The sequence below is a fragment of the Streptomyces sp. NPDC096132 genome (assembly GCF_044763345.1).
Taxonomy (GTDB): Bacteria; Actinomycetota; Actinomycetes; order Streptomycetales; family Streptomycetaceae; genus Streptomyces.
On the sequence record NZ_JBIWGA010000002.1, the window covers coordinates 278,187 to 292,142 of the forward strand.

General features: G+C 71.3%; 12 protein-coding genes. 3 read left to right on the forward strand and 9 right to left on the reverse strand.

The genetic code is table 11. The features are described from left to right. Window positions 1–126 precede the first annotated feature (126 nt). Window positions 127–810 carry a class I SAM-dependent methyltransferase gene (locus ACIRF9_RS05655; protein ID WP_403816813.1) on the reverse strand — a complete coding sequence of 228 codons (684 nt, stop codon included), beginning with the start codon at window positions 808–810 and terminating at the stop codon, window positions 127–129. Window positions 811–1,062: 252 nt separating this feature from the next. Here ACIRF9_RS05655 and ACIRF9_RS05660 point away from each other — a divergent pair, with 252 nt between their 5' ends. Then, the gene (locus ACIRF9_RS05660) at window positions 1,063–1,371 is read left to right on the forward strand and encodes a DUF6343 family protein (protein WP_403816816.1); all 309 of its coding nucleotides are present in this window, start codon (window positions 1,063–1,065) and stop codon (window positions 1,369–1,371) included. Window positions 1,372–1,431: 60 nt separating this feature from the next. Here the strand turns inward: ACIRF9_RS05660 and ACIRF9_RS05665 are convergent, their stop codons facing one another. From ACIRF9_RS05665 to rpsA, 5 genes are all read right to left on the reverse strand, one after another. Next, complete coding sequence (locus ACIRF9_RS05665) at window positions 1,432–1,812, reverse strand: tetratricopeptide repeat protein (RefSeq protein WP_403816818.1); 381 nt, start codon at window positions 1,810–1,812, stop codon at window positions 1,432–1,434. 50 nt (window positions 1,813–1,862) lie between these two features. Then, a complete protein-coding gene (gene coaE, locus ACIRF9_RS05670) occupies window positions 1,863–2,468 on the reverse strand; it encodes a dephospho-CoA kinase (RefSeq protein ID WP_403816821.1) in 606 nt (201 codons plus the stop codon). Window positions 2,469–2,531: 63 nt separating this feature from the next. After that, window positions 2,532–3,470, reverse strand: coding sequence for a PAC2 family protein (locus ACIRF9_RS05675; RefSeq protein ID WP_403816823.1), 939 nt, complete (start codon window positions 3,468–3,470; stop codon window positions 2,532–2,534). Window positions 3,471–3,582: 112 nt separating this feature from the next. After that, window positions 3,583–5,109, reverse strand: coding sequence for a flavin monoamine oxidase family protein (locus ACIRF9_RS05680; RefSeq protein WP_403816825.1), 1,527 nt, complete (start codon window positions 5,107–5,109; stop codon window positions 3,583–3,585). 342 nt (window positions 5,110–5,451) lie between these two features. Next, entirely contained in the window at window positions 5,452–6,942 is a 1,491-nt protein-coding gene (gene rpsA / locus ACIRF9_RS05685) for a 30S ribosomal protein S1 (protein ID WP_201838872.1), read from the reverse strand. Window positions 6,943–7,318: 376 nt separating this feature from the next. Here rpsA and ACIRF9_RS05690 point away from each other — a divergent pair, with 376 nt between their 5' ends. Both ACIRF9_RS05690 and hrpB read left to right on the forward strand, forming a co-directional pair. Continuing rightward, window positions 7,319–8,155, forward strand: a complete 837-nt coding sequence (locus tag ACIRF9_RS05690) for a class I SAM-dependent methyltransferase (protein WP_403817939.1) — start codon at window positions 7,319–7,321, stop codon at window positions 8,153–8,155. A gap of 68 nt (window positions 8,156–8,223) precedes the next feature. Beyond that, the gene (gene hrpB, locus ACIRF9_RS05695; RefSeq protein WP_403817942.1) at window positions 8,224–10,782 is read left to right on the forward strand and encodes an ATP-dependent helicase HrpB; all 2,559 of its coding nucleotides are present in this window, start codon (window positions 8,224–8,226) and stop codon (window positions 10,780–10,782) included. Here the strand turns inward: hrpB and ACIRF9_RS05700 are convergent. The 3 genes from ACIRF9_RS05700 to ACIRF9_RS05710 form a co-directional block, all read right to left on the reverse strand. After that, window positions 10,772–11,764: a DUF3068 domain-containing protein gene (locus tag ACIRF9_RS05700; protein WP_403816829.1), complete on the reverse strand. Its 993-nt coding sequence runs from the start codon at window positions 11,762–11,764 to the stop codon at window positions 10,772–10,774. The genes hrpB and ACIRF9_RS05700 overlap by 11 nt on opposite strands. Window positions 11,765–11,785: 21 nt before the next feature. Further along, window positions 11,786–11,920: an SPW_0924 family protein gene (locus tag ACIRF9_RS05705; protein ID WP_403816832.1), complete on the reverse strand. Its 135-nt coding sequence runs from the start codon at window positions 11,918–11,920 to the stop codon at window positions 11,786–11,788. Between the two features lie 138 nt (window positions 11,921–12,058). Then, complete coding sequence (locus ACIRF9_RS05710) at window positions 12,059–13,801, reverse strand: lytic murein transglycosylase (RefSeq protein WP_403816834.1); 1,743 nt, start codon at window positions 13,799–13,801, stop codon at window positions 12,059–12,061. Window positions 13,802–13,956 lie beyond the last annotated feature (155 nt).

A 13,956-nucleotide genomic window follows, 5' to 3' on the forward strand; every position in this document is an offset into this window, starting at 1 on the left:
ACGCGCCCACCATCAGCCCGGTCAGCGCCACCGCCGCCACGGACTGGAGCAGCGGGACCAACAAGGCGACCGCACGGCCAGTTCGAGCAGCCGATCCCCGGAGAGGGGACCCCGTCCGCTTCCCGCCTATGCCTCCACCCGTATCGCCCTCACCCAGATCCCGTCCTCCGTCAGATACCGGTCGACTCTCAGGCCCGCCTCCGCCAGCGCCTCTTCGAACTGCTCCTTGGTCAGTGGTCTGGCGCGGAAGGTCTGGGTCCACACCGCGTCCGGGAACTCGTACTCCGCGCGCACCGAGTTGACTCCGTCGCCGACCGGTTCCGACGACACCATCCGCAGGGTGAAGCCGCTCGGGTCGACGCGTTCGCGGGGCAGGTTGGTGTGGTAGTCCGCCCCCTCGCGCTGGATCAGCACGTACCCGCCGTCGTCGACGTGCCGTGCGCAGGTGCGCAGCAGGCCCCGTCGGACCTCGAGGTCCCCGCTGTGGACGAGGTACGACGCGAGCATCACCACGTCGAAGGTCTCGCCCAGGTCGAGGGTCTCGATCGAGGCGCGGATCGTGCGCGCCCCGCGGACGCGCTCCAGCATCTCGGCGGACTCGTCCACCGCCGTGACGGTGAACCCGCGCTCCAGGAGGGCGTGGGTCACCCGCCCCACCCCGCTGCCCAATTCGAGGATGTGCGCTCCGGCGGGCACCGCCGCCGAGATGACATCCGGCTCGTCCCCCACGGGCAGACGGGAATAGAACTCCACCGCGCAGCCGTCCGGGGTGATCGCTCCGGGTCCCGTGCCTTCGTGTCCCTCTCGCATGTCCAGCCTCATGCCCGCCCAACGGCCAGGCTTCGGACAGTCGTTCCCACCCCGCCCGCGGTTCACCCGTTCGAGCTACAAGGGCAGCCGGCCGTGTCCGCGGGCCGCCGGCCCCGAGACACCTGGGAACTCTGGGAGGGCCGGCTCGTCGGCGTGCGGCAGCACGGCACCGACCCCCTTCCACGGACTCGGGACTCCCCTGGAGAACGTCCAGGCCGAAGAGTACGTTTCAAGGGAGGAGTGGTGATCCCGATGCGTACGGGCAGTGAGCCGTCGACCGCGCGCAGTGCGCTGCGGATGCGTCTGTGGCTGAGCCTGTGGGGGCTGGCCTGGGCGATCTTCGGGACGGCCGCGTTCGCCCTCGTGGGCCGTCCCGGGTGGGCGGCCGCCTGCGGGGTTCTCTGGCTGGTGGTCACCGTGGATCTGTCGTTGATCCTCAAGCACATCCGGCAGGGCCCGCACTACCAGCCGGGCCGTGACATCCCGCCGTACCCGCCGCCCGACCACCACGTCCCGCCGTACCGACCGCCGTACCGGCCGCCGGAACACCGCCACCCGTGAGGCCCCTCGGTCCGGGAGCCGACACCCGTGAGGCCCGGCAGTCCGGGGGCCGGGCCTCGCTCAGGTCTCGAAGCGGGCCGCCTTGAGGTACTGCGGGTTGGGGTCCAGCGCGGCCGCCAGTCGGAAGTGGCGTTTGGCCTGGTCGCCGCGTCCCTGCCGCTCGTAGGTGCGGGCGAGCGCGAAGTGCGCGAACGCGTTGTCCGGCTCCCGCTCCAGGACGATGGCGAACTCCAGCTCGGCGGGCCTGAGTTGCGCGGCGGCGAAGAAGGCGCGGGCGCGCAGCAGGCGGGCGGCGGTGTTCTCCGGGTGTGCGGCGATGACCCGGTCGAGCAGCTTCACCGCGCCCCGCGGGTCCCGCGCGGCGAGCAGCTGCTCCGCGGCACGGAAGTCGATGACATGCGTCTCCGGAGTACGTCCGGTCGAACCGCTGGTATCGGGCACGGAAAAATCCTTCCCTTGCTGGGAGGGTTCAACGCGCGGAGCGAGGACCCCTATTCCGAGGACTGTGCCCTGCGCAGCAGCTCGGCCCACACGTCCTTCACGCGTCGTTCCAGCTGAGGCAGCGGTACGTCGTTGTCGATCACGATGTCGGCGATATCGCGGCGCTTCTCGCGGGTCGCCTGGGCGGCCATCCGCGCGCGGGCGTCCTCCTCGGTCATACCGCGCAGCCGGACGAGCCGGTCGAGCTGGGTCTCGGGGGCCGCATCGACGACGACCACGACGTCGTAGAACGGGGCGAGGCCGTTCTCGGTGAGGAGCGGGACGTCGTGGACGACTACGGCGTCCTCGGGGGCGGCGGTCTCCAGCTCGCGGGAGCGGGCGCCGACGAGGGGATGCACGATCGAGTTGAGGACGGCGAGCCTGTCCGGGTCGGCGAAGACGATCGAGCCGAGTCTCGGGCGGTCGAGGCTGCCGTCGGCAGCGAGTACGTCCGTCCCGAAGGCGTCGACGACCGCCGCGAGTCCCGGTGTTCCCGGCGCGACGACCTCGCGTGCGATGCGGTCCGCGTCGATCAGCACGGCGCCGCACTCCACGAGCAGCCGCGACACCTCGCTCTTGCCGGCGCCGATCCCGCCGGTCAGGCCCACCTTCAGCATGAGCGGAAGCTTAGGGCCTGCCACCGACGACGCACCCGGCAGGCCCGACGCGGGTTGTGCGCCTCAGTTGTCGCCCTCGCGCTCCGCCAGGAAGCGCTCGAACTCCAGACCGATCTCGTCGGCCGACGGGATGTCCGCCGGCTCCGCCAGCATGTTGCCCCGGGTCTCGGCGCCCGCGGCGGCGTCGTACTGGTGCTCCAGGCCCTGGACGAGGGAGGTGAGCTCCTCGTCGCCCTGCTGGATCTGGCGCTCGATCTCCGTCTGCGTACGGTGTGCGTCCGTGCGCAGGGCGTGCGCGATGCCCGGCAGGACCAGACCGGTCGCCGCGGTGATCGCCTCCAGCACGGTCAGGGCCGCGTCCGGGTACGCGGAGCGGGCGATGTAGTGCGGAACGTGCGCGGCGACGCCCAGGACGTCATGGCCGGCCTCCATGAGGCGGTACTCGACGAGCGCCTCGGCACTGCCGGGGACCTGCGCCTCGTCGAAGGGGCTGCGGTGGCCCGGGATCAGGTCGGTGCGGTTGCCGTGCGGGGTGAGGCCCACCGGGCGGGTGTGCGGGACGCCCATCGGGATGCCGTGGAAGTTGACGGACAGGCGCACGCCCAGCCGCTCCACGATCTGCCGGACGGCCGCGGCGAAGCGCTCCCACTCCACGTCCGGCTCGGGGCCGGAGAGCAGCAGGAAGGGGGCTCCTGTGGTGTCCTGGACGAGCCGCACCTCAATGGCCGGTTCCTCGTACTCCGTCCAACGGTCGCGCTTGAAGGTCAGCAGCGGCCGGCGGGCGCGGTAGTCCACCAGTCGGTCGTGGTCGAAGCGGGCGACGAGCTGGTGGGGCAGCGAGTCGAGGAGCCGGTCGACGATCTGGTCGCCGGTCTCGCCCGCGTCGATGTATCCGTCGAAGTGGTAGAGCATGACAAGTCCGGCCGACTCCTGGGCCAGCGCCATGTCGACGACGGCCAGCCCCTTCGGCTCCCATGCGTACAAACCCTGCGGATCAAGCACTTGGACCGCTCCTCCTCGTGTTCGTACATCACAACGCGCGTAGGGGCGTGGGCATTCCCGGCCCACGCCCCCTGATCAGGTGACTTTTACGCGCGTCTCGTGGCGGGCCGGGTCAGGAGGCCAGCACGCGCGCGTGGAGGGCTGTCACGGCCCTGCGGGCGGAGGTGAAGGCGCCGTGCTGCCAGGCGTCGGTGTAGCTGAGCCAGTCGCCGGCGAAGTGGACGCGTCCGGTGGGCTCGTTGAGGGGCTGGTAGCGGGGCGCGTCGGGGCCGCCCGGGGTGCTGTGCCAGGCCGCCTCCAGGTGTGGTGTCTGGCGCCAGTGGTGGGAGAAGGAGGAGGCCAGTTCGGTGCGGTACTTGGCGCCGTAGATCTTCACTCCGGCGGCCACCGCCCGTTCCTCGCGCCCCTTGGGGGTGAGTTTCGCGTAGGAGTCGGCGTTACTGCCGTAGTTGTAGTAGCCGATGAGGATGCCGCGTTCGCCGTGGAAGCCGTACGACGGATGCCAGATGTGGGTGACGTCCTGGTCGGTCTCGGTGATGCCGCCGTAGATGCGGTGGTCCAGCTCCCACCAGCGCGACCTGTACTCCAGGCCGATCTTGGCCGCGGACGACGGGGTGATCGCCTCCAGTGCGCCCTGCACGCCGGAGCCGAGGGTGTGGGGCACCTTGGCGAGGATGTTGGGCGGGAGGGCGGCCACGCAGTAGTCGGCCTCGACGGCTCTCGTACGGCCGCCCTGGGTGTACGTGACGGTGACGCCGCTCCCCGTGTCGGTGATCTTCGAGACCACCGCCCCCGTACGGATCCGGCGGGCGCCGATCGCGCGCGTGAGCGCCCTCGGTATCTGGTCCATGCCGCCTACCGGCTGGAACATCAGCATGGCCTGGTCGAAGCCGAACTCGAAGGAGAAGTAGCGTCCGACGCCGCTGGCGAAGACCGCGGAGGCGGTGGGAACGTCCCCGAGCGGCACACCCGGCGTCCCGGCCGCGGCGGGGACGGTGGTGTACCCGCGCCGCTCGCCACCTTCGTACGTCAGTGTGTCGCCGAGTTCGCCCCAGTCCTTGAGGAAGTCGACGAGCCGTTCCCGGTCCTCGGCCGTCAACTCCGCGTCGAGGGCGCCCTTGTCGGTGGCCTTGGCGAGCAACTCCGAGACATGGCCGTAGACATCGGCCTTGGCGGTGCGGTACCGCTCCGGCTTCGTCATGCCGGCGGACTCGTTGTACAGATAGGCGTCCGCGTTGACGTTGGTGAACACCTCGATGGGCACGCCGAGTTCGCGGCAGTAGTCGAGGGTGACCATCCACTGCGGGATGCGGGCGGGCCCGGCGTTCATGTACTGCCCGTCGGCGAAGCGGGCGGTCTGTGCGTTGCCGTACAGGTCCGTGGTGGTGTCGCCGCCGCGCACGGTGAAGTTGCGGCCGCCGGTGCGCTCCCGGGCCTCCAGGACCGTACAGTCGTAGCCGGCTTTGCCGAGTTCGTAGGCGGCGGTGAGGCCGGCGATACCGCCTCCGACGATGACGACCTTGGCCGCGGCACGGCCGGTGAGGTGGAAGTCGCTCGCGCTGAGCGCGCGGAAGGGCGTCTCGCGCGCGGCCGCCTGCGCGGTGGGCGCGAGCCCGAGGGCTCCCATGGTGGCGAACATGGTCCCGGCGCCCCCGGTGAGACCGACGTTCCGTAAGAACGCCCGCCGACTCGTTCCCGACCTGGGCTGAGGCTGTGGCATGACCGCTATCCCCTCTCGATCTTGAACGAAGACCGGGGAAGCGTCCCAATCCCGGGTTACGGCGCGACGGCTACTCGTGTATCCCACACGTTTCGAGAGGCGCGAGGGCAGCGCACCTCAGGGGCGCGGGGCTGTATCACTATGCGGCTCCGCCGCGTGGGCGCGACCGGCCCCCACCGGCCCGGCAGCCGAAAACGCTGAGGGGCCGTACCTCGAAAGGTACGGCCCCTCAGTCAGGAGCTACAGCTCAGTGAGCGGCGTTCAGCTCTGGCCGCCCGCGAGCTTCTCGCGCAGAGCGGCAAGCGCCTCGTCCGACGCGAGCGCACCGGAGGTGTCCGCGCCCTCGGAGGAGTACGAGCCACCGGTCGCGGCCGGAGCCGCAGCCTCGCCACCCTCGGCCGCGGCAGCGGCGTCGGCCTCGCGGGACTTGATGACCTGCTGCTGGTGCTGCTCGAAGCGGGTCTGCGCCTCGGCGTACTGGCGCTCCCACTCCTCGCGCTGCTTCTCGTAGCCCTCGAGCCAGTCGTTGGTCTCGGGGTCGAAGCCCTCGGGGTAGATGTAGTTGCCCTGGTCGTCGTAGGACGCGGCCATGCCGTACAGGGTCGGGTCGAACTCGACCGAGGCCGGGTCGGCACCGAAGGACTCGTTGGCCTGCTTCAGCGAGAGGCTGATGCGACGGCGCTCGAGGTCGATGTCGATGACCTTGACGAAGATCTCGTCGTTGACCTGGACGACCTGCTCCGGGATCTCCACGTGGCGCTCGGCCAGCTCGGAGATGTGGACCAGACCCTCGATGCCCTCGTCCACGCGGACGAACGCACCGAACGGAACCAGCTTCGTGACCTTGCCGGGCACGACCTGGCCGATCTGGTGGGTGCGGGCGAACTGCTGCCACGGGTCTTCCTGGGTCGCCTTCAGCGACAGGGAGACGCGCTCGCGGTCCATGTCGACGTCGAGGACCTCGACCGTGACCTCCTGGCCGACCTCGACGACCTCGGAGGGGTGGTCGATGTGCTTCCAGGACAGCTCGGAGACGTGGACCAGACCGTCGACGCCACCCAGGTCCACGAAGGCACCGAAGTTGACGATCGAGGAGACCACACCGGAACGGACCTGACCCTTCTGGAGGGTCGTGAGGAACGTCTGGCGGACCTCGGACTGGGTCTGCTCCAGCCAGGCACGGCGGGACAGGACCACGTTGTTGCGGTTCTTGTCCAGCTCGATGATCTTCGCCTCGAGCTCCTTGCCCACGTAGGGCTGGAGGTCGCGGACGCGGCGCATCTCGACCAGGGAGGCCGGGAGGAAGCCACGGAGGCCGATGTCGAGGATGAGACCACCCTTGACGACCTCGATGACGGTACCGGTGACGATGCCGTCCTCTTCCTTGATCTTCTCGATGGTGCCCCAGGCACGCTCGTACTGGGCGCGCTTCTTCGAGAGGATCAGGCGGCCTTCCTTGTCCTCCTTCTGGAGGACGAGGGCCTCGATCTCGTCGCCGACGGCGACGACCTCGTTGGGGTCGACGTCGTGCTTGATCGAGAGCTCGCGGCTCGGGATGACACCTTCGGTCTTGTAACCGATGTCGAGCAGGACCTCGTCCCGGTCGACCTTCACGATGACGCCGTCGACGATGTCGCCGTCGTTGAAGTACTTGATCGTCTCGTCGATCGCGGCGAGGAAGGCTTCCTCGTTACCGATGTCGTTGACCGCAACCTGCGGGGTGGTGGCGGTGGTCTCGGTGCTGCTCGTCATGTGGGAAAGGGCTCCGGTTACGGACAGAAAGTCGTAGGTACTGCTACGCCGGGAGCCCGTATCGCTCTGATGAAGCCGGACAGCCTAGGAAGCGCCCCACCGGTGAACCGGTGATGCGCCTCGACAACCGAGGGGACATACAACAGATGCGAGCGCAGCCTGCTCCGTCTGAGGTGCGCAGGCCCGCAGCGCAACTTGTAGCATACGGGGGCAGCCGGGCAGGGTCAATGCGCGAAGGCGCACACCCGGGGCAGAACCCCGCATATCCGGCACACAACCTTTCTCCTGAGGTCACGCAGGCCGCAGGAAGCCCCTCCGGTGACACCTCGGTGGCACCGTCGGGCGGGTTGCACGGAAGAGTACGACGAGGGAGCCGATCATCCAAGAGCCCGCATCGTCCGCGCAGGTCCCGGAGCCCGCCTTCGAGCCCGAGGCCACCCGGCGCGACGCCGACGTCACGGAGAGCTCCCGGGCCAACCGGGGCTGGTGGGACCGCAACGCGGACGAGTACCAGATCGAGCACGGGTCGTTCCTCGGCGACGACCGTTTCGTATGGGGTCCCGAGGGTCTCGACGAGGTGGAGGCCGAGCTGCTCGGCCCGCCCGAGGACCTCAAGGGCAAGGACGTCCTGGAGATCGGCGCCGGCGCGGCCCAGTGTTCGCGCTGGCTGGCCGCCCAGGGCGCGCGTCCGGTCGCCCTGGACCTCTCCCACCGCCAGCTCCAGCACGCGCTGCGCATCGGCGGGGGGTTTCCTCTGGTGTGCGCCGACGCGGGCGCGCTGCCCTTCGCGGACGGTTCCTTCGACCTGGCCTGCTCGGCGTACGGGGCGCTGCCCTTCGTCGCCGATCCGGTGCTGGTGCTGAAGGAGATGCACCGGGTGCTGCGGCCCGGCGGCCGGTTCGTCTTCTCGGTGACCCATCCGATCCGCTGGGCGTTCCCCGACGAGCCGGGGCCGGAGGGGCTGTCCGTGTCTGCCTCGTACTTCGACCGGACGCCGTACGTCGAGGTGGACGAGGAGGGCCGCGCGGTGTACGTCGAGCACCACCGCACGCTCGGCGACCGGGTCCGCGACATCGTGACGGCCGGTTTCCGCCTGCTCGACGTGGCCGAGCCGGAGTGGCCGGCCTGGAACACCTCCGAGTGGGGCGGCTGGTCCCCGATGCGCGGGAACCTGATCCCGGGCACGGCGATCTTCGTCTGCGAGCGGGACTGAGCCGTAGGTCGCGGTGACGCACGCGCGCGTGGGGCGCGCGTGCGGAGGCGTACGACACTGGGGGCGTGATCCTCCGCCACGACGCCCTGGACGCGCTGCCCGTGCGCGCCGCCCTGCCCGCCCTGAACGACGCTCTGGACGGGCACGGCACCGCCGTCCTGGCCGCGCCGCCCGGCACCGGCAAGACGACGCTGGTGCCGCTCGCGCTCGCCGGTCTGCTGGGCGGGGAGCCCGCGCGGCGGGTGGTCGTGGCCGAGCCTCGGCGGATCGCGGCGCGGGCGGCGGCCCGGCGGATGGCGTGGCTGCTGGGCGAGAGGGTCGGCGAGAGCGTCGGTTTCACCGTGCGCGGCGAGCGGGCCGTCGGCCGGCACACGCGCGTGGAGGTCGTCACGACCGGTGTGCTGCTGCAACGGCTCCAGCGCGACCAGGAGCTGACCGGCGTCGACGTCGTGATGCTCGACGAGTGCCACGAGCGGCATCTCGACGCGGACACGTCGGCCGCCTTCCTGTGGGACGTACGGGAGACGCTGCGGCCCGAGCTGCGGCTGGTGGCCGCCTCCGCGACGACCGACACGCAGGGGTGGGCGAGGCTGCTGGGCGGGGCGCCGGTGGTGGCGGCCCACGGGTCCTCGTACGACGTGGAGGTGCTCTGGGCTCCCCCGGCCCGCCCGGTACGGCCGCCGCACGGCATGCGGGTCGATCCGGCGCTGCTCGCGCACGTGGCGTCCGTGGTGCGGAGGGCGCTGACCGAGCGGTCCGGGGACGTGCTGTGCTTCCTGCCGGGCGTCGGGGAGATCGCGCGGGTCGCGGCGCAGCTGGGGGGTCTGGACGGGGTGGACGTGCTCCAGGTGCACGGGCGGGCGCCGGCCGCCGTGCAGGACGCGGTGCTCGCACCGGGTGAGCGGCGCCGGGTGGTGCTGGCCACCTCCGTCGCGGAGTCCTCGCTGACCGTCCCCGGGGTGCGGGTGGTCGTCGACTCGGGGCTGGCGCGGGAACCGAGGGTGGACCACGCGCGCGGGCTGAGCGCGCTGACGACCGTACGGGCCTCACAGGCGGCGGCGCGGCAGCGGGCCGGGCGGGCGGGGCGTGAGGCGCCGGGTGCGGTGTACCGGTGCTGGGCGGAGGCGGAGGACGCCCGTCTGCCGCGTTTCCCGGCGCCGGAGATCAAGGTGGCCGACCTCACCGCGTTCGCCCTTCAGGCGGCCTGCTGGGGCGACCCGGAGGCGTCCTCGCTGGCGTTGCTGGATCCGCCGCCGGGCGGGGCGATGGCGGCGGCACGGGGTCTGCTGACCGCTGTGCAGGCGGTCGACTCCGTCGGTCGGGCCACGGGTAAGGGGGTTCGGCTGGCCCGGTTGGGGCTGCACCCCCGGCTGGGGCGGGCGTTGCTGGACGGAGCCTCGCTGGTGGGGGCGGAGCACGCTGCGGAGGTCGTCGCCCTGTTGAGCGAGGAGGCTCCGCGGGAGTACGGGGATGATCTGGGCGCCGCCTTGCGGAGTGTCCGGCGTGGGGGTGACGCCTATGCCGGAAGGTGGCGTGCGGAGGTTCGGCGACTTCGGGCCGTCCTCGCTGACATGTCCCACCCACCCGCCCCTGACTCTCTTTCGACACATTCGACAAAGGTGAACGCCAAGGGCGTCGGCGCAGCCGGCGCCACCGACGACAGCCTCGCCGGACTCGTCGCCGCCCTCGCCTTTCCCGAGCGGCTCGCCCGAGCCGACGGCGGCTCGTACCTCATGGTCTCCGGCACCCGCGCCGAACTCCGCGAAGGCTCGCCCCTGCGATCGGCGCCCTGGCTCGCCGTCGCCGTCGCCGACCGGCCTCTTGGGAAGGGGCACGCGCGGGTGCAGCTCGCCGCGGTGGTCGACGAGGAGGTCGCCCGGGTCGCCGCCGGTGCTCTGCTGGACGAGCGGGACGAGGTGCACTGGGCGGGCGGGGACGTCGTCGCGCGGCGGGTCGAGCGGCTGGGGGCCGTGGAGCTCGCGGTGCGGCCCCTCAGGGACGCCGACGGCGGCCTCGTACGCGACGCGCTGCTCGAAGGGCTGCGGCAGGAGGGGTTCCGGTTGCTGCGGTGGTCGCCGGAGGCGGACGTGCTGCGGCGGCGGCTGGCGTTTCTGCGGCTGCAGCTGGGTGAGCCGTGGCCCGATGTGTCGGACGCGGCGCTCCACGCGCGCGTGGGCGAGTGGCTGGAGCCCGAGCTGGGCCGGGCCCGGCGGCGGGCCGATCTCGCGCGGATAGACGCCGGGGAGGCGCTGCGGCGGCTGCTGCCCTGGGCGTCCGGGGAGGCGGCCCGGCTGGACGAGCTGGCGCCGGAGCGGATCACCGTGCCGAGTGGGTCCGGAATCCGGATCGACTACACGGATCCCGAGCGGCCGGTTCTCGCGGTGAAACTGCAGGAGATGTTCGGGCTGCAGGAGTCGCCGCGGGTCGCGGGGGTGCCGCTGCTGGTGCACCTGCTGTCGCCCGCCGGGCGCCCGGCCGCCGTCACCGCCGATCTCGCGTCCTTCTGGAAGGACGGCTACCGGGGGGTGCGGGCGGAGCTGCGGGGCCGGTACCCGAAGCATCCGTGGCCGGAGGATCCGGCGTCCGCCGAGCCGACGCGGCACACCAACGCGCGGCTCAGGCGGTGACCGGTTCCCGCTCGGGCGTTCTGGCCGGGGGCGGGCCGGCCGGGCGTCGGCCGCGGGCCTCCAGGTAGAGCGACAGGGCGAGCAGCAGGACGCCGAGGGTGAGGAGGCCCCAGGGCAGGTAGGACGTCATCAGCAGGACCAGGGTGCGGTTGTGCGCGACCAGGTCCACGGTGTGCTCGATGTAGTCCTCGCGCATCTTCACGTGGCCGGCGAACGCCGTGACCTTGGCGCGGCCGCCCAGGAGGGAGCCGCCGCGCAGTTCCTCCTTGTGGATCTCCTCGCCGTAGACGGGCGCGCCGGTCAGCGGCTCCACCCAGAACTTGCGGACCGTGGTGTACCAGCGGGTGGTGCCGGTCTTGGCGACGGTCTCGGGGGTGATGCCGGCGACGGGCATCGTCTTCGGCATGGCGACCTTGGTCCAGGGGATGGTCTGCTCGAAGTAGTAGACCTTCACTCCGCGGAAGTTCTGCGTGCCCTTGTAGTGGATGGGGGCGGTGGTGCGGGTCTGGGCGTCGAAGTACTCGTAGTCCCGTTTCTCCGTGAGGAAGGGCCACTTGAACTCGATGCCCTCGCGGCGGACCGGGTCGCCGTCGACCGACTCGCCGGTGGCGTGGACGGGTTCCTGGGTGTGGGCGTCGAAGATGTAGCGCTCGGGGACCTTGGAGACCATCTTGCCGTCGGGGCCCTGGATGTAGGACAGGCCGTCCCAGACGACGACGTCCCGGCCCGCCGTCTTCTCGATCTTCTCGGAGGCCGCCACGTCGCCCTTGAGGGTCTGCACGATGGTGACCTTGGGGACCGTGCGGGCGGTCATGGTGCCGTAGTCGAGGAGGGTGGCGTTCTTCGCCTCCAGGACCATCGTCTGGTACTCGTTCGCCGGGATCTTGGCCAGGCGCGGGAAGGCGTACCAGCGCAGCAGCGGGGACAGCGCCGCGCAGAAAACGGCGAGGGCGAGCAGGACCAGGCTTGCCTTGCGGTGCATCTCGGCCTCCCTCCGGGGCGGTTACGGGTGTGCGGGCACCGTCGTCAGTAGGGGTTTCGGAGACGTCTTGCCGGTGGGTGTGCCCAGCGCGGAGACGGTGAGGACGAGGGCGAGCGCGACGGCGAGGCCGGTCGCGGCGGCGATCAGGGCGCGCATGTCGGGCCTCCCTAAGCTGACGGGACGTCAGGTGGCGGCACCGTAGCAATGGGTGGGTGAGATGAGAACACGTCGGACACGACTGCGGCGCCCCTCCCTCAGGAAGGGCGCCGCAAGGGTCGTACGGAAGACGCTCGGCTACGAGCCGGAGGTGGACGACTCGCTGGGCGAGGCGCTGGCGTCGGCGCTCGGGGACGCGCTCGCGCTCGACGAGTCGCTGGGCGTCGGTTCGGGCGTCGTGGTCTCGGGCTCGGTGACGGTCAGTTCGATCGTCAGGGTGGCGCCGCCCGTGGTGGTGATGCGCAGCAGGAACGTGCCGGTGGTGTCGTCCGCGTACAGCTTCGGCAGCTGCAGGGCGCCGTTGGCGTCGGTCCGGAGGTCCGTCAGGGTGCGGACGGGGTTGCCGGAGGCGTCCTTGAAGTAGGGGCCCTTGTCGTTGGCGGTCGGGTCGTCGGCCGACTTGATCAGGGTGGCGGTGGCGGCGACCTTGTCGGCGACGGCGCCCTTGTAGGTGGCCTTCACCTGGACCTGGTCGGCGAACTCGCCGCCCGCGACGGAGGTCAGCGCGGTGTCCCCGGTGCGGGCGAGGGCGTCGGCGGCACGCGCGGTGACGGTGGCCTTGTAGTCGAAGGCGGTGATCGTGCGGCCCACGATCGTGGCGCGGACGGTGAACGTGCCGGTCTTCTCGCCCGCCTGCAGCGCGGGTGCCACGGCGACGCCCTTGCTGTTGGTGGCGACCGTGGCGACGCTCTCGCCGCCCGTGAAGGTGGCGTCGGTGTCGCCGACGATGGTGAAGCGGACCCTGACCTTGGCGACGGCCTTGCCGGCCTCCGTCTCCGCACGGGTGCTGACCTTCGTGGAGAACGCGTCGCCCGCCATCGCGGTGAGCTTCGCCGTGCCCGCGTCCTCCAGGTGGTCGACCGTGTCGGTCGGCGTGGGGGTCGGGGTGCTCGGCGTCGACGGGGTGCTGGGGGTGCTCGGGGTCGACGGCGTGCTGGGCGTCGACGGGGTCGACGGCGTGGAGTCCGTGTCGTCGTCGCTGCGGTTGGTCGGCACGGTGCCGGTGCCGTCGGGGATCTCGTGGGTGCCCTTGCGGTAGTACTCCAGCCACGACATGACGGTGTTGTAGTAGTCCGTCGAGTTGTTGTAGCTGAGGATGGCGCTGCGCATGCCGGACGTGGTGGACATGTCCCAGCTGTTGCGGCACAGGTAGTGGCCGGCGGCGAGCGCGGCGTCGTAGATGTTGTTGGGGTCCTTCTTGCCGTCGCCGTTGCCGTCGCGGCCGGCCCACGCCCAGGTGGAGGGGATGAACTGCATGGGGCCGACGGCACGGTCGTAGGTGCTGTCGCCGTCGTAGGCGCCGTTGTCGGTGTCGCTGATGTTCGCGAAGCCGTTGCCGTTGAGGACCGGGCCGAGGATCGGCGTGATGGTGGTGCCGTCGGCGGTGACGTTTCCGCCGCGGGCCTGGCCCGACTCGACCTTGCCGATGGCGGCGAGGAGCTGCCAGGGCAGGTTGCAGCCGGGCTTGGACGCGGCCAGCTCGGCCTCGGCCTTCTTGTAGGCGTCCAGGACGGTCGCCGGGATGCCCGCCTCGGAGCTTCCGGTGCCGGCCGGGGTGGTGGTGGCGCTGCTGCTCGGCGCGGGGTTCGGGCTGTTGAGCGGCGGCAGGTCCGTGTAGTACGGGGAGTTGCCGGTGGCGCTGCCGTCGGTGCTCGCGTCCGCGGCGGCCGGGGTGTCGGCGGCGGCCTGTCCGCTTCCGCTCACGCCGCCGGCCGTGACGTCCGGTGCCTGGGATGCGGCCAGGGCCGCGACCGCCAGTGCGGCCACGGTCGTGTTGACCGCTCCCTTGCGCAGCCTCTTGCCGAAATGCGCCGACGACATGAAGTGAACCCCTCCCGTGGACGCCCGGGCGCCCGTGTCCTTGTCCGCCACCACACGCCTGTGGCCGCTGTGAGATGCCTGTGGCTGTTGTGACGATCGACCCGCCCCGAGGGTTGCACTCGGAGGGACCGCACCTGTCTGTTCTTTTGTTCGAC